Below are 25756 nucleotides of genomic sequence, written 5' to 3'. Positions count from 1 at the left end.
CGCTCTAATCGGCTGCGGCGGGTTTTTTCGCCGCGCTTTTCTTGGCGCCAGCCTTTTTGGAAGCCGCCTTTTTGGAAGCCGCTTTTTTGGAAGCCGCTTTTTTGGAAGCCGCTTTTTTGGACTTTGCCTTTTTGGACACGGCCTTCTTCGACTTTGCCTTTTTCGCGACAGGGGCCTTCGCCTCGCCGGATTTGGCTGCCGCCTTCTTCGCGGCCTTGGCGGCGATCAGTTCGACGGCCTGTTCCAGGGTCACGTCGTTCGGGTCCTGCGCGCGGGGGATGGAGGCATAAATCTTGCCGTGCTTCACATAGGGGCCGAAACGTCCGGTCCCGATGGTGATCGGCTTTCCATCCGACGGATGGTTGCCCAGTTCCTTGGCGACGGAGGCGCGGCCCTTGCCCTTAGGTCCGGCTTCGGCCAGGACCACAATGGCGCGGTTCAGGCCGATGGTCAGCACATCATCGTCGGCGGGCAGGGACAGGAAAGTCTCGCCATGCTTCAGATAGGGGCCATACCGGCCGATCCCGGCAGCGACGGGCAGTTTGCTTTCCGGGTGGTCTCCCAGCAGACGCGGCAGGCTCAACAGCCGCAGCGCGGTCTCCAGGTCTATGCTGGCCGGTTCCATGCTTTTCAGCAGCGACGCGCGCTTGGGCTTGGACTTCGCCTTGCCCTTCGCATCCTTTTCCGCCTCGCCCAACTGGACATAATAGCCATAGGGTCCCTGACGCACGGACACGTCCTGTCCGGTTTCCGGATCGGTTCCCAGAAGCTTTGGATATTCCGTCGCGTCCAGTTCCGCACCGTTCAGGGATCCGGCTTCGTCCAAATTGCGGGTGAAGCGGCAGTCCGGGTAGTTGGAGCACGTGATGAACGCACCATACCGCCCAAAGTTCAGGGCCAGTCGGCCGTTGCCGCAGGACGGGCATTTGCGCGCCGCTTCCGTGCTGCCGTTTTCGTCGGCGGCGAAGAAGTGCGGGCCCAGGACTTCGTCGATCTTGTCGCGCACTTCCTGGCCGGTCAGTTCCAGCGCCTTTTCGGTGATGCCGCTGAACGCCTTCCAGAAATCCCGCAGCACGGTTTTCCAGTCGATCCGCCCGCCGGAAACATCGTCCAGCTTTTCTTCCAGATCGGCGGTGTAACCGTAATCGAAATACTGGTCATAGAAGGACGACAGGAACACGGTGACCAAGCGCCCCCGGTCCTCCGGTATGAATCGGCGTTTGTCCAGGCGGACATATTCGCGGTCCTGAAGCACCTTCAGGATGGAAGCATAGGTGGACGGACGCCCGATCCCCAATTCCTCCATCCGCTTGACGAGGCTGGCCTCGGTGAAGCGGGGCGGCGGCTGGGTGAAATGCTGACTGGCCTCCGCATTCAGAAGCTTGGTCGCGTCGCCTTCGTTCATATTCGGCAGACGACCGCCTTCTTCGCCGTCGTCTTCCTTATCGTCCACGCTTTCGCTGTAGAGTGTCAGGAAGCCGTCGAAGCGAACGACGGAACCATTGGCGCGCAGCACCGCCTTCGGGCAGGCGATGTCTACCGCGACCTGATCCAGCAGGGCGCTTTCCATCTGACAAGCGACGGCGCGTTTCCAGATCAGGTCATAGAGTCTCAACTGATCCGGTTCCAGATAGCGCGCGACCTGTTCCGGTCGGCGGCGCATATCCGTCGGCCGGATACATTCGTGGGCTTCCTGGGCGTTCTTCGCCTTGGTGCGGTACTGACGCGGGCCCGACGGCACGTAGTCCTTGCCATAGACGTCGTGGATCATGTCGCGAGCGGCGCCGATGGCCTCCCCCGACATGACCGTGCTGTCCGTCCGCATATAGGTGATCAGACCGACCGTCTCGCCGCCCAGGGTGATGCCTTCGTACAGCTTCTGGGCCAGCGTCATCGTCTTGGTCGCCCCGAAATAGAGCTTCCGGCTGGCTTCCTGCTGCAGCGTGGAGGTCGTGAAGGGGGGGGAGGGATGGCGTTTGACCTGCTTTCGCTCGACGGCGGCGACGGCATGGTCCCCGGTCTTAACGGCGGCGAGCGCAGCCTGCGCGGCGGCGTCGTTGCCCAGATCGAATTTGTCCAGCTTCTTGCCGTTCAGATGGGTCAGTCGCGCCTTAAAGGGCGTCCCGTCCGGCGCCGCCATCTGTGCCTCGATGCTCCAATATTCGCGGGCCTTGAAGGCCTCGATCTCCGCTTCCCGTTCGCAGATCAGGCGCAGGGCGACGGACTGCACGCGACCCGCGGATTTCGCGCCCGGCAGTTTGCGCCACAAAACCGGCGACAGGGTGAAGCCGACCAGATAGTCCAGCGCGCGGCGGGCCAGATAGGCCTCGATCAACTCTTGGTTCAATTCGCGCGGATGGGCCATCGCCGTGGTCACGGCGTTCTTGGTGATTTCGTTGAAGACGACGCGCTGGACCGGCATCGCGCCGATCGCCTTGCGGCGGGTCAGTTCCTCCTGGATATGCCAGGAAATCGCCTCTCCCTCGCGGTCGGGGTCAGTCGCCAGGATCAGTGTGGACGCGCCCTTGCAGGCTTTGGCGATATCGTCGATCCGCTTCTTGGCGCGACCGTCGACTTCCCACTCCATTGCGAAATCGCGGTCGGGGTCGACCGACCCGTCCTTGGGCGGCAGGTCGCGGACATGCCCGTAAGACGCCAGGACCGTATAGTCCGAGCCGAGATATTTATTGATCGTTTTGGCCTTCGCCGGGCTTTCGACGACGACGACATTTTGGCCGGTCATAGGTGGAGAAGGCCTCTAAGAATCGCGTTTTTCATACCCGGACACAATTGGCACCGGGATGGGCAGGCGTCAACCGCTCGTTTCCAAGCCTCTGACGATAAAGGAGGAATCTGGGCCGTTTAAGTGCTTACGCCTGCTCGTCGATCGGCGGACGGGTCTTCCAATGGTTGACCACCATGGCCGCCGTCTTCGCGTCGATCCGGTCGAAATAGGACGTGGCGCGATCGACTTCGGCCTCGTCCTTGAACAGGCCCAGCTTCATGGCGGCGGTAATATAGCTGGAAGAATCGGTGCCGATCGCCTTCAGCGCGATCGCCAATGTCTGGGTGTCGGCGCGGGTGAAGATCCAACGCGCGGTCGGCAGCGGCAGGTGGGTCGCCTCCGCATAGGCGACGGCGGCGCTTTCGCGACCGCTGGACACCAATCGGGCCATGACGACGACCGGGGGCTTGTCCGCGCCGCGCTTGGCCTGTTCCGCCCAGCCGCCGGACGGCGTGGGCTTGCTGCGGCTACCGTCCAGCACCTTGCCCAGGGGATCGGGATCGTCCAGCGCGTTTAGGATGGCGGCGTCCACCGCATCGGCGACGGCCAGGTTGTCGATATCGTAGTTTTCAACAATATGGCGGCGCAGGGTGTCCCCGACGATGGTGAACAGCTTGCGCGCCAGTTCCGCGCCCAGATCCGACCGTTGCGACAGCGGCGCGTGCAACGCGGGCTGATCAATGGACCGGTCGACCAGGATGGCCATGTCGGGCTGCGCGATGCGCGCCGCGAAATTTTTCGCCAACGAGGTGTCGACAGTGTCGTCCTTAAGCGACACGAGGAAGTGGCTGACCTTTTCAGAGAGTTCCGGGCGCGTCGCGACGGCCATGGCGTGACCGTGACCGTGATCGCGTACCAGTTTGATCAGGTCCTCGTCATTCAGCAGCGACGAATGACGCAGGATCGGATAGGCGACATGAACCTTGTCATTGGCGAGGAAGGCGATGAGGTCGCGCGGCACGTCCGTTCGGGTGCACAAATAGTCGGAGATGTTCCGGCGCACTTCCATTTCGACCTTGTCGATCAGCATGCGCAGGATTTCATAGGTCAGCGCGAGTTCGCGGGCGCTCAAATCCGCGCGGGAGTCGAGGCAGAGTTTCGCGACGGACGCTGCGAGGCCTCCCTTGCCGTCGAGGGCGCGCTGATGCGCGAGACGTAGAAGATGTTCAAATGATGTAGCGCGGTCGGTCATCGTTCGGTCTTCTTCCTGCCCCTCCCAAGCTAATGAATAGCGTTCCTGCTGGGGCACGATCTCCTGAGAGCCACTTTCTGCGGCTCTATCGCGGATGAGGGAATTATGGGCAAAATCACCGCAGCGCAAAGAACTATCGCGCGGGAATTCAATAAAAATAGGAATAACTCTCGCCGATTATTTGATCTCAAATTACCTAGAATTTGAGATATTCGTCCCGCCCTGAGGGGACCTTAGAACAGGGTGGTCTGCTTTTCGCTGGAAAAGGCGGCGTTCGGCGCAGGCGCGTCGATGTCGGCCAGAAGCGACACCCGACCACCGGCAAGGCGTTCGACACGCCCCGCCAGTTCCAATTCCAACAGAGCCGTGGCGATCGGCCCGGGGGGCAGGTGCAAATCCGCGACCAGATCGTCCACATTGACGGGGACGGGCCCCAACACGCCAAGGAGCCTCCGGCGGATGTCATCCACATCCGCGGCGTGGTCCGTGTCCGGCGGCGGTAAGAAGGCCGCATCGTCCGTCATGCTCAACATCGACAGGCTGGACTGCCTCAAGGCGGAGATGACTTCCTCCGGTGTCTCGACCAGCGCGGCGCCGTTGCGGATAAGATCGTTGGTGCCGCGCGCCCTGGGGTCGAGCGGGGAGCCGGGCAGGGCAAATACGTCTCGCCCCTGTTCCCCGGCCAGCCGCGCCGTGATGAGAGAGCCGGACCGCTGCGTCGCTTCCACCACCAGGGTGCCGGCCGAAAGCCCGGAAATGATCCGATTTCGGCGCGGGAAATGGCGAGCCTGCCCGACCATGCCGAAGGGTTGTTCCGCGACGATGGCGCCGCGTTGCGCGATTTCGTGATACAGGCCGGTGTTTTCACGTGGATAGATCACATCGATGCCGCCCGCAACGACGGCAACGGTGCCGGTATCCAGGCTGGCCGCATGGGCCGCCGTGTCTATCCCCATGGCCAGACCGGATGTAACCGTGATACCCGCATTGCCGATGGCTTTGGCGAATTGCCCCGCCAACCGCTTGCCGTTGGTTGAGGCGTTTCGCGACCCGACGATGGCAACAATGGTTTGCGTCAGCAATTCCGACCGCCCCAGCAGGGCCAGGACGGGCGGGGCGTCTTCCACCGCTGCCAGGGTAGCGGGATAGTCTGCCTGTCCGATATAAAGGAACCGCCCGCCGATGGCGTGCAGGGCCTCGATCTCCCGTTCCGCGTCACCCGGCGGACAGATCACCAGCCGCCGCGACTTGCGCCCGCCCCGAGACGCCAGGGTCGGTAGCGCATCCAGGGCGGCACCGGCGGAACCGAAACGCCGCATCAACTGACGATAGGTAACCGGACCGACATTTTCCGATCGGATCAGCCGCAGTCGGTTCACGCGTTCCTTGTCGTCTATAACTGTATGTATCGTCATGGTGGCCGCATCGTGCGACAGTGATGTCGGATCGGCAACGGCAATTTCTATCTAATAGGGGTTTTCTGAGGGCTCTCTCGGAATCAGGGTTTTCGGCGGGGTTGACGGGGATAGGGTCCCGACCCGATAGTCCGACCGGACGGGACGTAGAGGAGGGGGCCATGGCCATTCCGGAAAAGAATTCGACGGCTGCATGCCTCTGGCTGCTGATGCTGACGCTGGATGCGGACGGCAAGCGCAAGGATGTCGAATTTTCGGAAATTCAGGATTGCCTGAACGAGTTGGGGCCGAGCCTGAAGGACGATCCGGGCCGTCAGCCGGAAGCGCTGATGGCGGCCCTCAACAATTATTATAGCGAAATGGAAAAAATCGGCGGTGCGTCCTTACTGGACGTGGTGCTGCACCAGATCGACGACTTGGACCTGCGTCAGGAAGTTTATGTCATGCTGATGCGGGTCGCGATTGCCGACCGCCAACTCCACAAACACGAAAACATGTTGCTGCGCGATATCGGCAAGGCCTGGGGGCTGAAATTCGAGAATTGAGGCGTGTCGCCTCGATCATACGCCCGCCAGATAATCGCCCGTCAGATAATCGCCCGTCAGGCAATCGCCTGTCAGCCCGCGGTTTTTTTCTGCCGGATTTTCGGCTCTTCGCCTTTCAGAAGGCGACGGATATTCGTGTGATGACGAATCCAGCCCAGAATAGCCAGGAACAGCGCGGCAAGGGTCAGGATCGGCGCGGGGCCGAAAACGAATTGGGCGAAAATCGGCGCGGCGGCGAGGGACAGTATCCCGGCCAGCGACGAATACCGGAACAGCATTGCCACGACCAACCATGTGGCGCAGGCGGATAGTCCGACCGGCCAGGACAGGGCGATCAGCGTACCCAATGTCGTCGCGACGCCCTTACCGCCCTTGAAGCCCAACCAGACCGGAAAATTATGGCCCAGCACGGCGGCGACCCCGGCCAGCGCAGGAGCGAGAACCGACGGCGTCATGATATCCGGCAGTGCGTATCGGGCCAACAGGACCGCGATCGCGCCCTTGCCGCTATCCAACAGCAGTACGGCAAGCGCCAGCGGCTTGTTTCCGGTACGCAATACGTTGGTCGCTCCGATATTCCCGGACCCGATCTTGCGGATGTCGCCGTAACCGGCAAGCCGCGCGAGCACCAGACCGAAGGGAACGCTGCCCAGAAGATATCCGCCCAACAAGGCGATCCAATCGGTGGGCAAGATCATCATTTCGACTTTTCCGCGACGAAGAGCGGACGACCGTCCACCATGGTTCGCAACACCTTGCCCTGGACAGGACGTCCCCCGAAGGCGGAGTTCTTGGATTTGCTGTGCAAGGCGTCCTCATCGACGCGCCAGGCGAGGTCCGGGTCGAACAGGACCAGATCGGCGGGCGCGCCGCGCTTCAGTCGCCCGCCGGTCAGTCGAAACCGCTTCGCCGGATGGATCGTGACCAGCGACAATGCGTCGATCAGCGACATATGCCCGTTGTGATACAGGCTCAATACCAGCGGCAGAAGGGTTTCCAGCCCGGCGACGCCAAAAGCGGCTTCGTCGAAGGGCAGTCGTTTGGAATCCTGATCGTGCGGCGCGTGGTCGGACGCGACGATATCGATGGTGCCGTCCGCCAGTCCGGCGACCACGGCCTGACGGTCCTCTTCGGAACGTAGGGGCGGGGAGACTTTTGCAAAACTTCTGTAATCCCCGATGGCGAGCTCGTTCAAGGCGAAGTAATGAGGTGCCGTGTCGCAGGAAACGTCCATTCCGGCCGCTTTCGCCTTGCGGATCGCCTCAATCCCCGCCGCCGTCGTGACATGGGCGAAATGGAACCGTCCGCCGACGGTTTCGAGCAAGCGCAGGTCGCGTTCGATCATGATGACCTCCGCGACCGACGGAATGCCGGACAGGCCCAACTTCGCCGCCAACTCGCCGCTGTTCATCACGCCGTTCTTTGCCAGGCTGGGCTCTTCCGGATGTTGGACGATCATGGCATCGAAGGTCCGGGCATAGCTCATGGCCCGCCGCATGACCTTGGCATCGGTCAGCGCCCGTTCCCCGTCGGTGAAGGCGACGGCGCCGGCCTCGGTCAGCAACCCGATCTCGCTGATTTCCTCACCCTGCAGCCCCTTGGTCAGGGCGCCGTAACTGAAAACCTTCGTACCCTTCAATTCCCGTGACCGGCGGGCGACGAATTCCAAGACGGAGACGTCGTCGATGACCGGCTGGGTATTCGGCAATTGCACCAGTGTCGTGATCCCGCCATGCGAGGCGGCGAGACTGGCGCTGGCAATGGTTTCCTTGTGCTCTTCCCCCGGCTCGCGCAGTTGCACGCGAATGTCGATCAGGCCGGGCGCCAGGCAATGGCCGCGGCAATCGACGACCTCATTCACCGACGGCGCGCCAGTCTTGAACAGGTGCGACCCGAAATCGGCGATGCGCCCGTCTTCGACCAGCAGGGCGCCGATCGTGTCCAGCCCGGTTTCCGGATCCAGCAGACGGGCGTTCAGATAGGCGATGCGTCCCGGGGCGCCGGTCATTGGGCCGCTCCTTCCCGCAAGGGTCTGGTCAGGACGTCCAGACAGGCCATCCGGACGGCGACGCCCATTTCCACCTGCTGGCGGATCAGCGACCGGTCGATATCGTCGGCCAGTTCGGAGTCGATTTCCACGCCCCGGTTCATCGGGCCCGGATGCATGACCAGCGCGTCCGGCTTCGCATAGGACAGTTTCTGCCGGTCCAATCCGAAGAAGTGGAAATATTCCCGCACCGACGGGACGAAGGCGCCCTGCATGCGTTCCAGTTGCAGGCGCAGCATCATGACGATGTCGACGTCCTGCAGGCCCTCGCGCATGTCGGTGAAGACCTCCACCCCGAAGCGTTCCGGCTTGGACGGCAACAGGGTCGGCGGGGCGATCAGGCGGACGCGCGCACCCATGATTTGCAAGAGTTGAATATTGGATCGTGCGACGCGACTGTGCGCGATATCCCCGCAGATCGCGACGGTCAGGCCGCCGATCGTACCGCGCCGCCGCCGAATGGTCAGCGCGTCCAGCAAGGCCTGTGTCGGATGTTCGTGGCGGCCGTCCCCGGCATTGATCACCGCGCCGTCGACCTTTTCCGACAAAAGCTGCACGGCGCCGGAATTGGCATGCCGCACGACCAGGACATCCGGGTGCATGGCGTTCAGGGTCATCGCCGTGTCGATCAGGGTTTCGCCCTTTTTGATCGAGCTGGACGATACGCTCATGTTGATCACATCCGCGTCCAGACGCTTCGCCGCCGCCTCGAAGGAGGTGCGTGTGCGGGTCGAATTCTCAAAGAAGAGGTTGATGACCGTCAGCCCCTTCATCAGTTCCGATTTCTTATCGATCCGGCGAGATTGATCCACATAGGAATCGGCGAGGTCGAGGATAAGACTGATATCGAGGGGAGAAAGGCCTTCGATGCCAAGAAGATGGCGGTGAGGGAAGGCATGATCCGGTTGCTGCGTCATCGGCGGCGACTATAGGCGATGCGCGGCGATTGGCAAGATACTCTCGACGTGTTCTTCGAATCCGGTTTCGGTACTTTCATGGAAGAACCCGCATTCATCTGCTGCTATCGGCTGGACGGTAATGGCGGCGCGACTCAGTTAAGCGCCGAAGACGCACGCGCGGCCTGGGCCGCAGGCGATGCAAACCTATGGATTCATTTGAATCGGTCGATGGAGGAATCCGCGACCTGGATCCGTAGCGGGGCGGGGTTGGACCCGCTGGTGGCGGAGGCGATGCTGGCACCCGAAACCCGTCCGCGGTTCGACGAGGTGCCGGGCGGCATCCAGATCAACCTGCGCGGCGTCAATTTGAACGAAGGCGCAATGCCCGAAGACATGGTTTCGATTCGCGGATTTTCCGATGGGCGACGGCTGGTCACGGCGCGCCTGCCCAGGTTGCGGGCGGTGGACGATATCCGGACGGCGCTTGAAAACGGACGGGGGGCGAAGAATGCCGTTGCCGTCTTGACGGCCGTGGCGGACCGACTGACCTATCGGATCGGCGATTTGGTCATGCAGTTGGACGATCAGGTGGATATTCTGGAAGATTCTCCATCGCCCGATGAGGGAGAGTTGGCGAATCTGCGCCGCCGCGTTCTGGAATTGCGCCGGTATATGATGCCGCAACGAGAAGCGCTGGCCCGCGCGGCGAGCGGCTTCGACACGGTCATCGACAAACGCGCCCAGGCGCAGTTCACGGAAATTCGGGAACGCACGGCCCGGGTGCTGGAAGATCTGGACGTGTTGCGCGACCAGACGCAGTTCATCCGGGAAGAAATCGCGGACGCGCGGAATACGCGGATGAACCGGGCGATGTATACCTTGTCCATTGTAACGGGGATATTCCTGCCGCTGGGGTTTCTGACCGGCTTGTTGGGTATCAATGTCGGCGGCATGCCGGGGATGGAAAGCCCTTATGCCTTTTGGATCGTCTGCATTCTGATCCTCGCCGTTGCCGGGGGCGTTTGGGGGCTGTTCAAAAAGTACAAATGGCTCTAAATCCCCGTCCATGAAAATACGCGATATCCTACCTGAAGAGGCGGACTGGCTGCATGCGTTGAATGTCGCCTGTCTGCCCGCCGTGAATGATCTTTCCCCCGACCGTCTGTGGGCCCTGGTGGAAAAGACCGCGTCCACCCGCGTGGCTGAAATCGACGGCGCACCGGTCGGTGTCGCCATGACGCTGGCCCCCGGTATCGACCATGACAGCATGAACTATCTGTGGTTCGACAGTCGCATGGACGATTTTCTGTATCTGGATCGCATTATGGTTTCCGACGCGGCGCGGGGCAGGGGCGTCGGACAAGCACTGTATGAAGATGTATTTGCCCTGGCTGCGGCGCGGCCCGGCACGCGCGCGGTCACCTGCGAAGTGAATTTGAAACCGTTCAACGGTGGGTCTCTGCGGTTCCATGCGGCGTTGGGTTTCGTCACCGTCGGCGAACAGGATACCGAAGGCGGGAAGAAGGCCGTTTCGTTGCTGCGTCGCCCGGTCTCACCCCCGGTTTGATTGGGCGCGGGAGTATTTTCGTCGGCAGCAGAAATATGAATTGCGAACGATTATTAGAAACATTATAAATAATGCATCACCCTTTTTAACGGAGGATGCCGTTATGGCCAGACAGATCGCAAAAACTGCCAGCTACGGGGCGATGCACCTGACCGTCGCCGTCGCGGTTGCCTATGCGCTGTCGGGTGATTGGCGGATCGCGCTGGGGATCGGCGTCATCGAACCGGCGATCCAGACGGTCGCCTATACGGTCCACGAAAAAATTTGGGCAAACCGAAACCGGAAGTTGGGCGCGCAGGACGGCACGGCGGTCGCGAAAGGCTGACCCGCCGTTAGACGTTGGCGAGGTCGCCGCGTCGCAAGCCATCCTTTTCTTCCCGCAGGATCGTGTAGACCACGGCGGCCACGACGGCGGTGAACGCCATCAAAATGCCGCTGATCACCATATTGGCGACCATGTCTAGGCCGATGAGGGAGAGCGGAAAGATTGCGACGCTGACAATCAGTCCTATCAGCAGGCTAATCCCCAGCAGGATCACCAGCAAGCCGAACAGGGTGAAGCGTTGCCCCTTTGTCAGGGCCGCGCTGCGGTTGAGGGAGGAGAAGATGCCGAGACCTTCGACCATGACCACCTGTATGGCAAGATACCAGAGTGTCAGCAATATGGCGCCGGGAATGACAAAAAATGCCATGCCGATGGTGACCCCGATCCAGGAGAGAAGGGCGACGAGCAACAAGGAGGGCAGGGACCGCGCTCCACGCATCAGGCATTCGCCGACGGTTGCGGGATTACCGTGCATGTAACGGACGGCACCATAACTGATCGTGCCCAGACCGAAGGCATAGAACGGCAATGTGGAAACCAGGATCGCGCCCAATACGGGTAAGGCGCCGCCGGCATTGGTGATGACTTGCTGGGGCGTCGCTTTGCCGTCCACCAATGCGCCCATACCCAGCATCATCAATGTGACGTCGGACAGGGCGCTCATCAGGGCGCCGATCAGGAAGAAGGCGAGGAAGTTGGCCTTCAGGACGGTCACGCTTTGCGACAACACTGCGCCAATCGATAGGGTCGGCATTCCGGATCCTTCTCCGCGGGAACGGTTACGGTCGGCAAGAAACTGGACAGCCGAACTGGAACTCGCAAGAGCGAATTTGGCCGCGACCCGATTTATTCAATCAAAGATAGCTTTTACATTTGCCTCTCATACCCTGCCGGTTAATCTTGAAGCACGATGGTATCGGTGGGGATTTGTGAGGGGATAATGGACGGCAGTATGCAATCGGCGGCGCAGGAAGAACGTCGCCTGCCTTTTTCGTTTTCGGGGACGGGCAAGGACTATTTCGGCATTTGCCTGCGGACGTTCCTGCTGGCGATGGTGACGCTGGGGATTTACGATGCATGGGGGACGGTGGAACGCCGCCGCTACCTTTTGGGGCACACCCAACTGGATGGGCACGGTTTTGACTATCATGCCAAGCCGTGGGTGATTCTTCTTGCCAGACTGATCGTCGTCGCCGCGATTATCGATATCAATATTTTCGCCCGGATTTGGCCGAAGGAAGTCGCCCTGGGGGCTGCGTTGGGCATGTTCGTTCTGTTGCCGTGGCTCATTAACAGCGCGTGGCGCTTCACGCTTAGAAACATGAGCTATCGGAACCTGCGGTTCGACTTCAAGGGTAACTATTTTCAGGCGCTCTGGTACTTTGTGCTGTTGCCGTTCCTGGCCGTATTTGCGCTTGGTCTTGCAAGTCCATTGGTCACGCGGGCGCAGGCGCAATATGTCGCGCGTCATATGAAATACGGCGATGCGCCTTTCTCCCTGGAAATGACGGTTGGCGGGATGTACCGCGTTTTGTTGGTCGCCATTCCTCTCCTCGTCCTCATTGGCGCCGTGATCGGCGGGGTTTTAGGGGCGCTCTACGGATCGGAAATCGCTGCTTTGACGGATCGGCCGGAAGCCCTGGGAGAATTGTTCGGCGGTTTGATCATGGTCGTATATCTGCTGATGCTTCCTGCTTTTGTTCTGGCAGCGATGAGCTACCGAGCGGCCCTCCGCAATGCCGTGCTCTGCGGGGCCGTGCTGGACGGACGTCACAAGTTTGAAGGGACCCTACGGCCCTGGCGATACGGATTGTTTGTGCTTGGCAGCTGGATCGTTGCGGTACTTTCTCTCGGATTTGCCGTTCCCTGGGCGGTTGTGCGTATCCGTCGCTATCAGATGGACCATACGGTCATGATTGCACAGGGGGATCTGGATGATTTCAAGGGGCGGGAACGTGATGCGGGTGATGCCGTCGGCGCGGAAACCGGCGTGATGGAAGGCATTGTCGGCGGCGCCTTTTAAGGTTTCGGGGGAGAGCGGCATATGGACGGGAGTATCCAGACGACCACGCCATCCGAGCGTCGGTTGAAATTCGTATTCACGGGCCAGTCCAAGGACTACTTCCTGATTTGTTTACGGACCTTCCTGCTGGCGGTCGTGACATTGGGGATTTACGACGCCTGGGGCACGGTGGAACGACGGCGCTATCTTCTCGGCCATACAAAGCTGGATGGGCATGGATTCGATTACCACGCCCGGCCCATCACGATCCTGATCGGTCGATTGATCGCGGTTGCCGCGATCGTCGGCTACAACGTTATGGCCTATTTTCAACCCGGCTTCATGTCCGGATTTTTATCCATGGCGTTTATTTTCGGTATGCCCTGGCTTGTGATCCGCGCACTGCGTTTTCAACTGCGCAATACCAGTTACCGGAATGTTCGGTTCGACTTTGTTGAGGACTATTCGAGAGCGTTTAAGGCCTTCATTCTCGCGCCGATCCTGATTCCGCTTTCTTTGTGCCTGGCGTGGCCCTGGGTTCAGCGCGTCGGGGCACGCTTCATCGCGGACAATATGCGATTTGGCGATCGGGCCTTTTCCTTGGATATGCGTCTGTGGAAGGTTTACTTGGTTTTCTTTTCGGCAATTGCCTGTGGTATCGCCGCCATTGTCATCGGCGTTCTGATGAATGGCTCCTTCTCGGAGGCTTGGACGGTCACCGCGCCACTTCAAGTGCTGATATCCGACGCGCAGCCAATGGTAATACCGGTCGGCTCGATTATCTGTACCGTCGTCGTCATTTTTCTGATCGCCGTTTGTTTTACGGTATATAAGGCGGCCTTCAGGAACGCTGTGCTGAATGGCGTGACGTTGGCTGGCGGGCATCGCTTTTCCAGCACGATCCCGATAATCCGGTACGGCTTTACCCTGTGTGGCATTTGGTTCCTTGCGTCGATCTCCATCGGCTTATTGATTCCGTGGGCGACCATATGGTCGAAACGACTACAGACAAATTATTTGGTGATGGTCGCTGCGGGGTCTTTGGATGAGTTCAAATCGCATGGCGAGGACGGTGGAAATGCGGCGGCCACGGAACTTGGGAGTCTTGAAGGTATAACGGACGGATTGCTCGGTGGAACCTTCTGATCCGAAGAAAGAAATTGCCGGACGGCTGTTCGATTCCGGCAGTAGTCGGTTCCAACCGGGGACGATCCGGTGCCTGGGGGATCGCGTGCTGGCCTTCGACGCGGACGGCAATCAGACGGTTTCCGCGCCGCTTGGCTCTGTGCAGATCGATCCGCCGGTTCGTGGCATGCCGTGGCGCGTCCGGTTTCCGAACGGCCAGGCCTTCGAAAGCAACGGTCCGACAGGGTTCGACATGCTCTTCGGAAGGGAGGCGGGCCGCGTAAAGCGTTTCCATGGATTAACGCCGATGCGCTGGACGGCGCTGATTTTGGCGTCCTTGGCCTTACCCTTCGTGTTGTGGTTCGGCTATCCGATCGCGGCCGACAATGTGGCCCGCGCCGTGCCGGTGTCTTTGGACCGGTCCATCGGACAATCCACCTTCCGGGAATTGGACGGTGCCGTGTTCGACAAATCGGAATTGCCGTCCGCGAGAAAAGCTAAAATGCGGGCGATTTTCACCGAAATATTGCGCGCGTCGGATTTGGCGCCGGGGCGGGCGCGTCTGGTTTTTCGAAAATCGGACTATTTCGGGGCGAATGCCTTTGCCTTACCCGACGGCACCGTGGTGATGTTGGACGACTTGGTCGCTCTCGCGGAATCCGATGATGAAATCGCGGGTGTTTTGGCGCATGAAGTGGCCCATATCCGGGAACGGCATTCAATGCGACAAGTCGTGCGGGCCGCGGGGATTTCGGTCCTGGCGCTCTTGATTTTGGGTGACGGATCGTCCTTTGCCGAGGAAATTGCGGCGATGGGCGCGGGGATCGTCCAATTTTCATACAATCGGGAATTCGAGACGGAGGCCGATTTGGCCTCGGCACAAATCATGCGCAAATTGGGACGCGATCCAAATGCGATGATCGCCTTGTTGCGTCGTGTCTACAAGGATTGCGGCGAAAGCTGTGAAGAGACCAGCATCCTGTCGACCCATCCCGGTCTGCGCGATCGGTTGGAGACGGTTTCCGGTGGGGAATAAGGTCTTTGTAGCCGTGGCCTGTTTGCGATAGGCGGCAAAGCGTGTATGCATGTCGCCGGATCAATCATCAGCCGAACGGACAGGAACATGGCGGCGCGCATTTTCATCGACGGGGAAGCCGGGACCACCGGCCTTCAGATCAAAAGCCGGCTCGACGGACGGGAGGAGTTCGACTTCATCCGTCTGGACGACGCCCGCCGTAAGGATCCGGAAGCCCGCCGTGAAGCGCTGAATGCCGCGGATGTCGTGATCCTGTGCCTGCCCGATGCGGCGGCGAAGGAAGCGGTATCGTTGATCGAGAACGAATCCGTGCGCGTGATCGACGCCTCCTCCGCTCATCGGACAGCGCCGGGCTGGGCCTATGGCTTCCCGGAATACGAGGCGGATAGCCGCGCGGAGATTGCGCAGGCACGGTTCGTGACCAATCCCGGCTGTTACGCGATCACGTCGGTGTCGATCCTGCATCCGCTGGTCTCCGCCGGACTGGTACCGGTGGAGTGGCCCGTCACGATCAACGCCGTGTCGGGCTATAGCGGCGGCGGCAAGCAATTGATCGCGGCTTTCGAGGATCCGTCCTCTCCCGACCACACGGATGAGGCATTCCGCGTCTACGGGTTGGGGTTGGCGCATAAGCATATCCCGGAAATCCGCGCCTGGGGCGGCCTGTCCCATGCGCCGCTTTTCGTGCCCAGTGTCGGCCGCTTCGCGCAGGGCATGCTGGTGCAAATCCCGCTGCAACTTTGGGCCTTGCCGGGCAAGCCGTCGGTGGACGATATCCATGCTGCGCTGACCAAGCATTATGACGGACAGTCCTATGTCAGCGTCGCGCCTTTGTCGGAAACAGCGGCCATGGGTAAGCTGGAGCCGGAAGGCCTGAACGACACCAACGAACTGCGCCTGCATGTCTTCGGCAATGCTGAAACGCAACAGGCCGTGGTGATCGGTCAGTTGGACAATCTGGGCAAGGGGGCATCGGGGCAGGCGGTTCAGAACCTGAATATCATGCTGGGACTGCCGGAAGGGCAGGGGCTGGACCGCCCGGCCAGCATCGATCGTTCCTCCGCCGCCTGACGCAAGGGATCGCCGGGCGATGATCGGCGTCTTCGATTCAGGGCATGGCGGATTGACCGTCCTGAGGGCATTGGTAGACGCCTTGCCGCAGCAGCGTTTTCTTTATTTGGGCGATCATGGCTTCGCGCCCTATGGCATGCGCTCGAACGAGGAAATCTATCAACTGACCCGCCGGCGGGTGGGGGAATTGATTTCGCGCGGCTGCCGACTGGTCATCATCGCCTGTAATACGGCTTGCGCGGTCGCCCTGCGTCGATTGCAGCAGGAATGGTTGCCGAAACATGCGCCGGATTGCCGGGTTCTGGGTGTCTTCGTCCCGATGATCGAGGCCCTGACGGGGCAGGAATGGCACGTTCAGGGTGTCTCCGCCTACTCCCCGAAGCGGCCGCCGCAGACGATCGCTGTCTTTGCGACGCGCCGGACGGTTGAAAGCGGCGCTTTCCCGGCGGAAGTGAAGTTGCGCGCGCGGCATTTAAAGGTCATTCAGCAATCCTGCCCCCGCTTGGCGGAGGCGGTGGAAGAAGGCCTCGACGACGATCTCATGCGTCGGGCGGTCGCGCGCTATTGCGATCAGCTATTGGCCAAGGCGGGTAGCGCCAAGATCGATATCGTGGTTCTTGGATGCACCCATTATCCCATTCTGGAGGCGCATTTCCGGGCAGCCTTGCCGCCGGACACGCGGTTGATGTCGCAACCGGATATCGTCGCGAAGGCGCTGGTTCAGTATTTGGGACGGCATCCGGAATTCCGGGATACCGGGACCGAGCATAGCACGGTAGAATTCCTGACCAGCGGCGACCCGCAGAAAGTGCGCGAGGTGTCGTCCCGTTTCTTCGGGGCGGATTTGGACTTCCGCCATTTGAGCGGTTGGGCGGAACCGAAGCCGGAGCCGGTCCCCGTTGTGCCGCCGAAAGCCGACGAGACGACTGAAGGGGAGGAGACCAGCCATGACGCATGATGCAAGAGACGTTCTACCTTTCGACGGTATCGTCCCGGAATTGGAAGACGGTGTTTTCGTCGCCCCGGGGGCGAAGGTCATCGGCGACGTGAAGATCGGCGCGGGTACGGGGGTCTGGTACGGTTGCGTCATCCGGGGGGACGTCAACGAAATCCGGATCGGCCGCGATGTGAACATTCAGGACGGAACGATCATCCATGTCGCGACACATGGACAGGGGACCTATATCGGCGATCGCGTCTCCATCGGCCATATGGCGCTGATCCACGCCTGTACCTTGGAAGACGAGGCCTTTGTCGGCATGAAGGCGGTGGTGATGGACGGCGCGGTGGTGGAATCCGGGGCGATGGTCGCCGCCGGCGCACTGGTTACGCCGGGCAAGCGGGTCCGCACGAGGGAACTTTGGACCGGCGCCCCGGCGAAATGCGTCCGGAACCTGACGGACAAGGATCTGGACATGATGCGGTGGACGCATACCCATTATGTCGGTCTGGCGCGGAAACACGCGGAAAGCGTCAACGGGGGAGGTGTTGAATGAGTGACAATCAAGAGCTGGACGTCCGGGAAGGCGGTTGCTTGTGCGGTGGGGTGCGCTACCGGTTGGACGGTCCGTTGCCGGACGTTACCACCTGCCACTGCAATCAGTGCCGCAAGACGTCGGGCCATTACGTGGCCATGACGTCTATTCCGAAAGACCGTCTAACGTTTTTGTCGGATGAGACCCTGACATGGTTCCCGTCATCGGACTTCGCGGAGCGCGGCTTTTGCAATCGATGCGGCGGGAACCTGTTCTATCATCGCCTCGGGCATGACAGTTACGCGATTACTGCCGGGACGATGGACGGAAAGACGGGGCTGAAGACCGTGCGAAACATCTTCGTCGAAGATAAGGGCGACTATTACGACCTGCCGGACGTTTAGCGCGTTCCGGTGACGATCCGAATAGTGGTGTGCAACTGATAGCTGCCGCCGTCGCGCAGGGGTTCCAACCGTTCTTTGATTTCCTTGTCCAGCCGGTCGAGGACGGCCTCGTCCACGCCGTGAACGCGATCGCCGAAGGTCATGTGCAGCTGGGGCCGCCAGAATGGGCGGTCGGCGGGCGCGCGCGGCGTGAAAGACAGGTCCCGTTCCGTCATATCCCCATATCCCGCCACGGCCATGGCTGTGGTCAGCGATCCCGGTTCCGAGAACCGGAACATGCGGTGGAAATGGTCGTCGCGGGCTTCCCCCAGACAAAAGTCGACGGCTTCCGCGAGGACATGAAACAGCGTTTGAAGCGGTTCCGGCGGCCAGACCATAAACCCGACTCGTCCGCCGGGTTTCAGGACGCGGCGCGTTTCCGAAAGCGCGGTATCGACATCGGGCGGAAACATGATGCCGAAACGACAGGTGACGCGGTCGAACGCACCGTCGGCAAAGGGTAGTTTTTGCATATCGGCGGCCACGAAGCGCAGGCGTTTTTCGCGATCCCTGCGGCGCAGCCCGGTCAGCATAGCGGGGACCAAGTCCGTCGCGACGACCATACCGGTTTCGCCGACGATCTTCTCCGCCGTGAAGGCGGGTTCGCCGGCACCGCTCGCCAAGTCGAGGAGTGAATGCCCCGCTTCCAGGCCGATCGCTTCCATCAGCGGTCGGTTGAAGCGGTCGGCAAGCGGGGCCATCGCATCGGCTTGGGCATGCCATGCCTCGGCCTTGTCGGTCCAGTGATCTCGGATACGCATATGAGTGGGCGGATCGGAATTCCTGTCGGACGACATCGCTTAGTCTCACTTTCGGGCCTTGCGGCCAGGGTAAATCGGCGGTGTCGAAGACAATAAAAGCGAAAACGCACCCGCCGCAAGCAGGTGCGTTTTACCGAATTCCAGTACTGCCACAGACCGTTCGGCTACAGCAGTTCGATCCGTTCCGCCATCGGCCCCTTGTCCCCCTGTCGGGCGACATAACGGACACGCTGCGCGGTTTCCAACGATTGAATGCCGGCACGTCCCAAGATGCGGGCGGAAACGAAAACGTCCTGTGTCCCATCATCCGGCGTCACAAAGCCGAATCCTTTGGCATCGTTGAAGAATTTGACGGTGCCTTCGCCCGGGTCTCCTGGCGGGCCTGCCGGTGCGCGGCGTGGGCCGCGATCCGGACCACCGAATCCGCCGGGGCCGCCCCCGAACCCGCCGGGTCGCGGTCCGCGGTCGCCACCACCGCCACCACCACCGGGGACGGCTGTCGACATATCGACGGAATAGACGGTTGCAACCATCAGTCCCTTCTGACCCTGAGCCAGATCGCAAACCAATGTTGCCCCTTCGGCCATGGAATGGGCATCCTCAATCGGCAATACCGAGGCATGCAGGAAGGCGTCCGACCCGTCCTCATCATCCGGTACTACGAACCCAAAGCCCTTGGTCGGATTGAACCATTTGACTTTTACAGTCACCCGCTCTTGCACAACGGCGGGCGGTAAACGGCGATTCATGTGAAACTGGCGCTCCTTCGCAACTCCCCGGCCGGCAAAACTGGAAATTATTCTTGTCTACCCCGCGCCGGCCTCCACCTTTGGGAAGGCGTTCCTCCTCGAATGCCACCCCTTTGACCCAAGAGTCTTACGGCATATCCGTTCCGGCGTCTACGGGTTAAACGATATTGGTTGCATTTGTTCCGCAAATAGGAAAACCCCACCCGAGTCGCCTCGGATGGGGTTTTCTGAGAATTACCGCCGCTTTACTCTGCCTGATCTACCCGCAAACTTGCGAGAGACCGGCTGAAGCGGTCGGGTCAGCGGCGGGCTACGATCTCTTCAATGTCGCCACGGTTCAGACCGATATCGGCGAGCATTTCGTCGGACAGCGCGTTCAGTTGAGCGGCGGTCTTACGACGGTGGTAGAATTCGACGGTCGCGTTGGCGGCGACTTCGAAAGCGGCAACGACATCGTAAGCGGCGCGTGCGACCATATCTTTCAGGGAAACGGAAGCGTCGGTGCGGTTCGTCAGGGTAACAGCCATTTCATAATCTCCTATAGCGGCGGTTTGTCTGTTGTGCGGCGCGGAATTCCCCGCGGCACATCGGTGAAATGAGGCTTTTCAGTCCGCGGAACAATTGCAGAAAGCAGAGGAGGGTAATGCAAAAAGTGAATGCCTCACGCCAGCCAGAAATGGGCGCGTTTAGAACAAAAAAATGCCGGAACCGTCGTTTTTGCGACTAGGTCCCGGCGATTGAGGTTCTAGCGGATCAAATTCCGCGTGGAAGCGACGCTTTGCACCGTAACTCCGCCCGGGTGACATCGACCACAGGGCACGCTTTCCGCAGGTCAGGCGTTAGGCGGCATCGGCGCAAGTTTTGGCCTTTCTCGCGGCCCCGTCATAGGCATCCAGCATTCGTTCAAACCAATCGGCCGTCGGGTCGCCGTCCTGGAAGAGGGTGACCCGCGAAACGCTATGCAGCCATTGCAAGCCGCCGAAGACCATATGATCGGTATAAAGGGGCGTGTCTCCGCCAATGAACGATTGATGCGCAAGCATGTCGCGCATCGGGGCAAGTGCCGCCGTTACAGCATCAATGCGGACCTGAGTGTCGCCGCATACATCCTCCAGCGGCTTTCCGAACCGTGCTTCCCGGGTTTCGCGGAAATAGGCTTGGTCCTTGTCGTTCAGAAGCGTCCAAACGGGCAAGACGGCGAGGGGGGCGATTGTCGGCACCAGCCGATCGGCCCATCCACGGATCAATTGGGCGGCGGCAAACCCCACCGGGCCGCCGAACAGGCTGGGGCGGTCGGGGAAGGTGTTCTCCAGGTACAGAGCAATATCCCAGGAATCGAAGATCCATTTGTCACCGTGTTTCAGGACGGGAACCTTTCCCTGACCGGTCGCGGCGATGGCCTCCTTGTCGGTGAAGCGCCATGGAACGGGGGTGTAGGGTAGGCCCTTATGCGCCAAGGCTATGCGGGTGCGCCAAACCCAGGGGCTGAAACGCAAGTCCGGGTCTCGACCGCAAAGTTCGTAGAGGTGTAGGTCCATGACGTTCTCGCTTTGGATGGTTATAATGGAATGATCGTTCCAATATAACCATCCACCCCGCTTTGGGGAAGCTGGAATTAACGCCACGGTGACCGATGACTGTCGGTGCGGAAGAGCGGAGGGTGTTGACGGAACCCTTTTCGGTGGAAGCGGCATTCCCGGAAATCGAAGAGAGGGCGTTGACCTCCGGCTTCGAAGTCGCTATTACCGCGCCCGTCCACGTCGCGTCGCGGCGCGGGCACTCTGATGGGGAATAGGTTAACGGTAGACCCACGGACTCTGACTCCGTTAGTCCTGGTTCGAATCCAGGTTCCCCAGCCAAAAAGCCGATCCATGGTTCTTCCATGGGTCGGCTTTATCTATTTGGGGCTGATATCCGCCGCGAAGGCTTCATGGAACGTTACGGTGGCCGTTGGATAGGTGCTGTCGTATGACAATGCGAAGAACGCATAGGGCGGAACGCCGTCCAATGTCAGTTCTGGACGGTTCCGGAACCCGAATCTTGGATAGTATTCTGGGTGACCGACAAGACAGCATCCGTGAGCGCCCAATTTTTTAAGGCGCGATAATCCTTCCTCAATCAAGGCCGTGCCGATGCCCTGTCGCTGACAATCGGGCGCGACGGATACGGGACCAAGCCCATACCACCCCTTCGTGCCGTCCGATAGGGTTATGGGAGAGAATGCGATATGGCCGACAAGCCGTCCGTCGACTTCCGCAACCAGCGAGACGGTCAATGCGTGCGCGAGGCGCAGGGCCTCGACAATGAATTGTTCCGTATGGTTGCTGATTTCGAGGTCGGCGAAGGCGGCGACTGTGATGTCGTGAATGGCCGCCGTGTCGTCGTCGGTCTCCGGTCGGATCGTGATATTCAGGGACATGCGGCGCTCTCATTCGTGATACCCGCCCTAGGCGGCCGCGATATAATGCGGCTGGGCGAACAGCTTCTGCAGGAAGGCGTCCCGCTCGATCGGATGGGAGAAAAAGTATCCCTGTCCGTATTCCACGCCGATCTTCTGCAAAATCGCCACCTGTTCCGGGGTTTCAATACCTTCCGCAATGACGCCGACACCGATAATCCCGGCGATTTCGACGATATGCGGGACGAGGCTGGATCGAATGGAGGCTTCGTGTTGATCCAGGCCTTGTATGAAGGATTTATCGATTTTCAGGAATTCCGCGTTGATTTCACGTAGTTGCGATAGATTGGAATAGCCTGTCCCGAAATCGTCGATGGAAACTTGAAACCCCTGTCCGTGCAGGTAGTTGATGGCGTCTTCGATGCTATCGATATCGCCGATCCCGGTTTCCAGCACCTCGCAGTTCAGCGTATAGACATTCGCGGCGGCATAGCGCAGTTGTTCGCTGTCCGATAGGCGCTGCAAAAAACGTTTTTCTAGGTCGCGCGGATAGAAGTTGATCGAAATCTTGAAATTCGGGTCGGCCTCGATCGCCGGCTTCAGGGCGTCGAATGCCTGACGCATGATGATGGTGGTAAATTCCCATGTCAGGTTTTGGCGTTCGATGATGGGGATGAAAGTATCTGGGTAAATCTTTTCGAATTCGTCTTCGTATCTTGCCAAAACCTCGCAACCGACGATGCGGCCGTCACTCAGCCGGACGATCGGCTGATAGACGCAGTAATATGGATCGCCCCCTTTGCGCACGGCATTTCGAATTCGGCCGGTCTGACTTAGTCGTTCCTTCAGGTTTCGATGGGAAAGAGCAAATGCCAAGGTGCCGATCAAAAGCGACGACATGATGCCCAGGGTCAGCAGGAAGCCGTATTTCCTATGCAGGGTTCTCCAGGATTCCTTGGTGGCGATGCAGAAGAACCCCAAACCGGACGGCAAGCAGGCATTGGCATATAGATTGGCTATCAGGGGATTGCTTTTATTCACCACGACGTCCCGATAGAGGCCGATAATGCCCGCCAGATGCCCGGAAAAGCCGCTGCCGTCCTCCTGTGGCGCGTAGATTTCATAAACTTCCTGTTCGAAACCGTGCAGCATGCCGGCTTCGTTAATCAGGATGATGAATTGTCCCTCGCGGATGGCGAAGCCGTTCAGGTAGCGTTCGAATGGCAGTTTCACGTCCCGCCACATCATGCGGCTGCGCTTGGTATTGGCTTCCAGCGGCTCGGGATAGACATGCGGTGTTTCGAAGACGCCCGCGACGGCGGAACAGGTGGCTACGGTCCGGTCCGTCGACGGATCGGGGACGTATTCAATGTCGCCAATCTGATCGTAGACATAGAGCAACCGACGCATTCCCTGAAGGAAGAGGGGATTGCATCCCGGATTGTCCAAAACGCTGAGCTCGAAAAACGTTCGATCCAGGTGCAGAGCGACCCGTTTCCCTCGTTCCAGGATACGGTTTTGCAACGATAAAAGGTCGGACTGAATCTGTGCGGAAATACCCATCCAAATCAGAATGGCGGTTCCGAAGAAGAATAAGAGGCCGATGATCGGCGGGACGCCCCTTAGTATCCGTCGCGTCGGGCTGTATAATGGATTCATTTATCTAGCCCTTGGATGTGTTCAGATATTGGCCGCACGGATCGAGGTGCGGGCTGACATATCTCCAGCAGATCATTGTCGTACAATAAAGTTAGCATTTTAATGATATCTGATATTTCGTTCAATGATCCAGCCTCATTGGACTCGCGGTGCTTCGGATATCTCGGAAACCCTTGCCCTTTGGGGTCTCGGTCTCGTAGTTACTGGAGCAATGTGACGTTTTGGCGAAAGGTTCGGGACCGATGGCGAAGAAAACGGGTAAGGGGGGCGGAAAATCTTCGTCGCCCCATCGTCAGGCGTCCGATATTCGCAGTGCGCGCGTTCGGGTGAAGACGGCGCGGGGTCGCAAACTGTCATCGACATTGTGGCTCGATCGGCAGCTCAACGATCCCTATGTGCAGGAAGCGAAACGGCTGGGCTATCGTGGGCGTGCAGCCTTCAAGATCGCGGAGATCGACGACAAATACAATATCCTCCATCCCGGCGCCCGGATCGTCGATCTGGGATGCGCCCCCGGCGGCTGGACCCAGATCGCACTGAACCGTTGCGGCGCGGATGCACAGGTCGTCGGTATCGACCTTCTGGAATGCGAACCGATTCCGGGCGCGACGCTGCTGGTCGGCGATTTCATGGATGACGACGCGCCGGATCGGTTGAAAGCCGTGATGGGGGGCAAGGCGGATGTCGTCCTGTCCGACATGGCCGCGAATACGACGGGCCACCCGCCGACGGATCACCTGCGGATCGTTGCCTTGGTGGAACTGGCCTATGATTTCGCCCAGGAAGTCCTTGCGCCCGGCGGAGCTTTTGTAGCCAAGGTTTTTGCGGGTGGTACGGAAAGCGGCCTTTTGAAGACGCTGAAACAGGATTTCGAACGTGTCTATCACATGAAGCCGAAATCCAGTCGCAAGGAATCCCCGGAAATGTATGTCGTCGCGATCGGCTTTCGGCGTGTAGCAGACGACAAAACCGGCGACGGCGGAATGGGTGAGGACGCCTAGGGCGCGCCCTTACTGAACATCCACGGTATCGGTGAAGTCCAGGGTTACCGTATCCGTGCCGTCGTCGTTCTTTTGATAATACTGAAAATGGGCGGTGTAGGTGCCGGGGATGAGCGGCGCGTTCAGGCCCTGTCGACCGACGGCGAGAAGGCGGCTTTGGCTATAAGTGTCGAACCGGCGCCCCGATTTCACGAACCGCTGTCCCTGCGGGTCGGTGATTTCCGCGACGAAGCCATCCCCCGGATGAATGCCCGCCAGATAGATATGATAGACCAAGCCGGTGGAGTCGGCATTAATCGGTCGGTTGAACAGCTCGTATTCAACGGCGGCGCGGTTCAACGGCTCGTCGGCGAAGCCGGTCCGCATGATCAGGGTCCGCGGATAGCGCAACCCGTCCATCAGGTCGTCCCGCCACATGCTTTCGCCCGACAAACCACAGCCTTCATGCCGCGCCGCACCGGTGAACGGGTCCAGGAAGGTTCCGTTCTGCATGACTTCGAAATGGACATGCGGGAATTCGGTCAGACCGGACAGGCCGACCTGACCCAGGGTCTGGCCGCGTTGGACCACATCGCCCGGTTTGACGGTGATGGAGCCGCGCTTCAGGTGGCTGTAGCCGGTAATGATTCCGTTGCCGTGATCGACGCCGACGACGTTGCCGCGACCGCGGTCGGTAACGGCGCTGCGTCCGAAAAGCTTGAAATTCGCATCCGGCATGCCGTCGCGGACCACGGTGACAGTGCCCGGCGCGGCGGCGACGACGTTCACGCCGTCTTCCATCTGCTTATAGTCGATCAGCCGGAAATCCGTACCCCGATGTTCGTCATAGGTCAGAGACCCACAGGTATAGTCGCGGGGGTCCGCTTCCGATCCGGCATTCACGTAATTCAGGATGTAACAATCATTGCCCAGGTCGCAGTCGATGGGCAGGGACAGACGAAACGGCCCGGTTTCCACGGCGGGCATCGGGGCGATATCCTTCGCGGCGTCGGTGACTTCCGCCGCACCGTCTTTGACCGCGTCGCCGATGGCTTCCCCAATCGGGGCGATGGTGCCTTCGGCCGGTTCCAGGCCGATCGGCGCGCGTTCACTGTCGCCGTCACCGTCGGAATCGTTCTGGTTGTCGGTATCGGACGAAATCGTCGTTTGCGCGACCCTGCCGTCTTGGTCACTTTGCATCCGGCCGAGGAGCTGGAGACCGGCGACCCCTACGCCGATCAGGGCGACAAGGACGACAAGCCCTACGATTATCCGCCTCATT

26 protein-coding genes and 1 tRNA gene are annotated in these 25756 nt (G+C 60.1%); 13 read left to right on the top strand and 14 right to left on the bottom strand.

All coding sequences use genetic code 11. The features are described from left to right. Positions 1-4: 4 nt before the first annotated feature. From topA to dprA, 3 genes are all read right to left on the bottom strand, one after another. A complete protein-coding gene (gene topA, locus HH303_RS06655; protein ID WP_169624453.1) occupies positions 5-2743 on the bottom strand; it encodes a type I DNA topoisomerase in 2739 nt (912 codons plus the stop codon). Positions 2744-2870: 127 nt separating this feature from the next. Beyond that, a complete protein-coding gene (locus HH303_RS06650; protein WP_169624452.1) occupies positions 2871-3977 on the bottom strand; it encodes a DUF2336 domain-containing protein in 1107 nt (368 codons plus the stop codon). A gap of 233 nt (positions 3978-4210) precedes the next feature. Beyond that, entirely contained in the window at positions 4211-5392 is a 1182-nt protein-coding gene (gene dprA / locus HH303_RS06645) for a DNA-processing protein DprA (RefSeq protein WP_169624451.1), read from the bottom strand. A 161-nt stretch (positions 5393-5553) separates the two neighbouring features. Between dprA and HH303_RS06640 the strand changes: the two genes are divergently transcribed. After that, positions 5554-5937, top strand: coding sequence for a tellurite resistance TerB family protein (locus HH303_RS06640; RefSeq protein WP_169624450.1), 384 nt, complete (start codon positions 5554-5556; stop codon positions 5935-5937). Between the two features lie 71 nt (positions 5938-6008). Here HH303_RS06640 and plsY read toward each other — a convergent pair whose 3' ends face one another. From plsY to HH303_RS06625, 3 genes are read right to left on the bottom strand one after another with little or no spacing between them, the layout of a single operon-like run. Then, positions 6009-6638: a glycerol-3-phosphate 1-O-acyltransferase PlsY gene (gene plsY, locus HH303_RS06635; protein ID WP_169624449.1), complete on the bottom strand. Its 630-nt coding sequence runs from the start codon at positions 6636-6638 to the stop codon at positions 6009-6011. Beyond that, positions 6635-7945 (bottom strand): dihydroorotase, encoded by a 1311-nt coding sequence (locus HH303_RS06630; protein ID WP_169624448.1) that lies wholly within the window; start codon positions 7943-7945, stop codon positions 6635-6637. Before HH303_RS06630 ends, plsY begins: the two co-directional genes overlap by 4 nt. Beyond that, positions 7942-8901, bottom strand: coding sequence for an aspartate carbamoyltransferase catalytic subunit (locus tag HH303_RS06625; RefSeq protein WP_169624447.1), 960 nt, complete (start codon positions 8899-8901; stop codon positions 7942-7944). Before HH303_RS06625 ends, HH303_RS06630 begins: the two co-directional genes overlap by 4 nt. 18 nt (positions 8902-8919) lie before the next feature. Between HH303_RS06625 and HH303_RS06620 the strand changes: the two genes are divergently transcribed. The 3 genes from HH303_RS06620 to HH303_RS06610 all read left to right on the top strand — a co-directional run bounded on the left by HH303_RS06620 (position 8920) and on the right by HH303_RS06610 (position 10775). Next, a complete protein-coding gene (locus HH303_RS06620; protein ID WP_169624446.1) occupies positions 8920-9939 on the top strand; it encodes a zinc transporter ZntB in 1020 nt (339 codons plus the stop codon). Between the two features lie 10 nt (positions 9940-9949). Beyond that, positions 9950-10450, top strand: coding sequence for a GNAT family N-acetyltransferase (locus HH303_RS06615; RefSeq protein ID WP_169624445.1), 501 nt, complete (start codon positions 9950-9952; stop codon positions 10448-10450). A gap of 103 nt (positions 10451-10553) precedes the next feature. Then, positions 10554-10775 (top strand): DUF2061 domain-containing protein, encoded by a 222-nt coding sequence (locus tag HH303_RS06610; RefSeq protein ID WP_169624444.1) that lies wholly within the window; start codon positions 10554-10556, stop codon positions 10773-10775. A gap of 7 nt (positions 10776-10782) precedes the next feature. On the opposite strand, the gene HH303_RS06605 is transcribed toward HH303_RS06610, so the two are convergent. Next, positions 10783-11529, bottom strand: coding sequence for a hypothetical protein (locus HH303_RS06605; RefSeq protein WP_169624443.1), 747 nt, complete (start codon positions 11527-11529; stop codon positions 10783-10785). 186 nt (positions 11530-11715) lie between these two features. Here HH303_RS06605 and HH303_RS06600 point away from each other — a divergent pair, with 186 nt between their 5' ends. From HH303_RS06600 to HH303_RS06570, 7 genes are all read left to right on the top strand, one after another. After that, positions 11716-12798, top strand: a complete 1083-nt coding sequence (locus tag HH303_RS06600) for a YjgN family protein (protein WP_169624442.1) — start codon at positions 11716-11718, stop codon at positions 12796-12798. A 21-nt stretch (positions 12799-12819) separates the two neighbouring features. Then, the gene (locus tag HH303_RS06595; protein WP_169624441.1) at positions 12820-13923 is read left to right on the top strand and encodes a YjgN family protein; all 1104 of its coding nucleotides are present in this window, start codon (positions 12820-12822) and stop codon (positions 13921-13923) included. After that, positions 13910-14938 (top strand): M48 family metallopeptidase, encoded by a 1029-nt coding sequence (locus tag HH303_RS06590; RefSeq protein ID WP_169624440.1) that lies wholly within the window; start codon positions 13910-13912, stop codon positions 14936-14938. The genes HH303_RS06595 and HH303_RS06590 overlap by 14 nt, the downstream gene beginning before the upstream one ends. An 87-nt stretch (positions 14939-15025) precedes the next feature. Next, entirely contained in the window at positions 15026-16009 is a 984-nt protein-coding gene (gene argC / locus HH303_RS06585; protein ID WP_169624439.1) for an N-acetyl-gamma-glutamyl-phosphate reductase, read from the top strand. 19 nt (positions 16010-16028) lie between these two features. Next, positions 16029-16967: a glutamate racemase gene (gene murI, locus HH303_RS06580; protein ID WP_169624438.1), complete on the top strand. Its 939-nt coding sequence runs from the start codon at positions 16029-16031 to the stop codon at positions 16965-16967. Next, on the top strand, positions 16957-17505 hold the full coding sequence (locus HH303_RS06575) for a gamma carbonic anhydrase family protein (RefSeq protein ID WP_169624437.1): 549 nt from the start codon (positions 16957-16959) through the stop codon (positions 17503-17505). Before murI ends, HH303_RS06575 begins: the two co-directional genes overlap by 11 nt. Next, on the top strand, positions 17502-17888 hold the full coding sequence (locus HH303_RS06570; protein ID WP_169624436.1) for a GFA family protein: 387 nt from the start codon (positions 17502-17504) through the stop codon (positions 17886-17888). The genes HH303_RS06575 and HH303_RS06570 overlap by 4 nt, the downstream gene beginning before the upstream one ends. On the opposite strand, the gene HH303_RS06565 is transcribed toward HH303_RS06570, so the two are convergent. From HH303_RS06565 to HH303_RS06550, 4 genes are all read right to left on the bottom strand, one after another. Then, the gene (locus HH303_RS06565; protein WP_169624435.1) at positions 17885-18724 is read right to left on the bottom strand and encodes a class I SAM-dependent methyltransferase; all 840 of its coding nucleotides are present in this window, start codon (positions 18722-18724) and stop codon (positions 17885-17887) included. The two genes, HH303_RS06570 and HH303_RS06565, sit on opposite strands and share 4 nt — an antisense overlap. Positions 18725-18852: 128 nt before the next feature. Further along, positions 18853-19437, bottom strand: a complete 585-nt coding sequence (locus tag HH303_RS06560; protein ID WP_169624434.1) for a cold-shock protein — start codon at positions 19435-19437, stop codon at positions 18853-18855. A 299-nt stretch (positions 19438-19736) separates the two neighbouring features. Continuing rightward, positions 19737-19964, bottom strand: a complete 228-nt coding sequence (locus tag HH303_RS06555; protein ID WP_169624433.1) for a DUF1127 domain-containing protein — start codon at positions 19962-19964, stop codon at positions 19737-19739. 312 nt (positions 19965-20276) lie between these two features. Next, positions 20277-20975 carry a glutathione S-transferase family protein gene (locus HH303_RS06550; protein WP_169624432.1) on the bottom strand — a complete coding sequence of 233 codons (699 nt, stop codon included), beginning with the start codon at positions 20973-20975 and terminating at the stop codon, positions 20277-20279. A 247-nt stretch (positions 20976-21222) separates the two neighbouring features. On the opposite strand from HH303_RS06550, the gene HH303_RS06545 reads away from it, so the two are divergent. Beyond that, positions 21223-21296, top strand: a tRNA-Gln gene (locus HH303_RS06545). 38 nt (positions 21297-21334) lie between these two features. On the opposite strand, the gene HH303_RS06540 is transcribed toward HH303_RS06545, so the two are convergent. Further along, positions 21335-21856, bottom strand: coding sequence for a GNAT family N-acetyltransferase (locus HH303_RS06540; RefSeq protein ID WP_169624431.1), 522 nt, complete (start codon positions 21854-21856; stop codon positions 21335-21337). A gap of 27 nt (positions 21857-21883) precedes the next feature. Continuing rightward, entirely contained in the window at positions 21884-23494 is a 1611-nt protein-coding gene (locus HH303_RS06535; protein WP_169624430.1) for an EAL domain-containing protein, read from the bottom strand. A 242-nt stretch (positions 23495-23736) separates the two neighbouring features. On the opposite strand from HH303_RS06535, the gene HH303_RS06530 reads away from it, so the two are divergent. After that, positions 23737-24495, top strand: coding sequence for an RlmE family RNA methyltransferase (locus HH303_RS06530; RefSeq protein ID WP_169624429.1), 759 nt, complete (start codon positions 23737-23739; stop codon positions 24493-24495). A gap of 9 nt (positions 24496-24504) precedes the next feature. Here the strand turns inward: HH303_RS06530 and HH303_RS06525 are convergent, their stop codons facing one another. Continuing rightward, complete coding sequence (locus HH303_RS06525; RefSeq protein ID WP_169624428.1) at positions 24505-25755, bottom strand: M23 family metallopeptidase; 1251 nt, start codon at positions 25753-25755, stop codon at positions 24505-24507. Position 25756 lies beyond the last annotated feature (1 nt).

It is taken from the genome of Pacificispira spongiicola (genome assembly GCF_012926505.1).
GTDB lineage: Bacteria > Pseudomonadota > Alphaproteobacteria > UBA8366 > Aestuariispiraceae > Pacificispira > Pacificispira spongiicola.
The sequence above is the reverse complement of the archived record's forward strand: the minus strand, read 5'-3'. Positions and strand labels throughout refer to the sequence as shown.

Coding starts and splice junctions, on each gene's coding strand:
- topA (WP_169624453.1), bottom strand. CDS start 2,743: ATGACCGGCCAAAATGTCGTCGTCGTCGAAAGCCCGGCGAAGGCCAAA.
- HH303_RS06650 (WP_169624452.1), bottom strand. CDS start 3,977: ATGACCGACCGCGCTACATCATTTGAACATCTTCTACGTCTCGCGCAT.
- dprA (WP_169624451.1), bottom strand. CDS start 5,392: ATGACGATACATACAGTTATAGACGACAAGGAACGCGTGAACCGACTG.
- HH303_RS06640 (WP_169624450.1), top strand. CDS start 5,554: ATGGCCATTCCGGAAAAGAATTCGACGGCTGCATGCCTCTGGCTGCTG.
- plsY (WP_169624449.1), bottom strand. CDS start 6,638: ATGATGATCTTGCCCACCGATTGGATCGCCTTGTTGGGCGGATATCTT.
- HH303_RS06630 (WP_169624448.1), bottom strand. CDS start 7,945: ATGACCGGCGCCCCGGGACGCATCGCCTATCTGAACGCCCGTCTGCTG.
- HH303_RS06625 (WP_169624447.1), bottom strand. CDS start 8,901: ATGACGCAGCAACCGGATCATGCCTTCCCTCACCGCCATCTTCTTGGC.
- HH303_RS06620 (WP_169624446.1), top strand. CDS start 8,920: ATGCGCGGCGATTGGCAAGATACTCTCGACGTGTTCTTCGAATCCGGT.
- HH303_RS06615 (WP_169624445.1), top strand. CDS start 9,950: ATGAAAATACGCGATATCCTACCTGAAGAGGCGGACTGGCTGCATGCG.
- HH303_RS06610 (WP_169624444.1), top strand. CDS start 10,554: ATGGCCAGACAGATCGCAAAAACTGCCAGCTACGGGGCGATGCACCTG.
- HH303_RS06605 (WP_169624443.1), bottom strand. CDS start 11,529: ATGCCGACCCTATCGATTGGCGCAGTGTTGTCGCAAAGCGTGACCGTC.
- HH303_RS06600 (WP_169624442.1), top strand. CDS start 11,716: ATGGACGGCAGTATGCAATCGGCGGCGCAGGAAGAACGTCGCCTGCCT.
- HH303_RS06595 (WP_169624441.1), top strand. CDS start 12,820: ATGGACGGGAGTATCCAGACGACCACGCCATCCGAGCGTCGGTTGAAA.
- argC (WP_169624439.1), top strand. CDS start 15,026: ATGGCGGCGCGCATTTTCATCGACGGGGAAGCCGGGACCACCGGCCTT.
- murI (WP_169624438.1), top strand. CDS start 16,029: ATGATCGGCGTCTTCGATTCAGGGCATGGCGGATTGACCGTCCTGAGG.
- HH303_RS06575 (WP_169624437.1), top strand. CDS start 16,957: ATGACGCATGATGCAAGAGACGTTCTACCTTTCGACGGTATCGTCCCG.
- HH303_RS06570 (WP_169624436.1), top strand. CDS start 17,502: ATGAGTGACAATCAAGAGCTGGACGTCCGGGAAGGCGGTTGCTTGTGC.
- HH303_RS06565 (WP_169624435.1), bottom strand. CDS start 18,724: ATGTCGTCCGACAGGAATTCCGATCCGCCCACTCATATGCGTATCCGA.
- HH303_RS06560 (WP_169624434.1), bottom strand. CDS start 19,437: ATGAATCGCCGTTTACCGCCCGCCGTTGTGCAAGAGCGGGTGACTGTA.
- HH303_RS06555 (WP_169624433.1), bottom strand. CDS start 19,964: ATGGCTGTTACCCTGACGAACCGCACCGACGCTTCCGTTTCCCTGAAA.
- HH303_RS06550 (WP_169624432.1), bottom strand. CDS start 20,975: ATGGACCTACACCTCTACGAACTTTGCGGTCGAGACCCGGACTTGCGT.
- HH303_RS06540 (WP_169624431.1), bottom strand. CDS start 21,856: ATGTCCCTGAATATCACGATCCGACCGGAGACCGACGACGACACGGCG.
- HH303_RS06535 (WP_169624430.1), bottom strand. CDS start 23,494: ATGAATCCATTATACAGCCCGACGCGACGGATACTAAGGGGCGTCCCG.
- HH303_RS06530 (WP_169624429.1), top strand. CDS start 23,737: ATGGCGAAGAAAACGGGTAAGGGGGGCGGAAAATCTTCGTCGCCCCAT.
- HH303_RS06525 (WP_169624428.1), bottom strand. CDS start 25,755: ATGAGGCGGATAATCGTAGGGCTTGTCGTCCTTGTCGCCCTGATCGGC.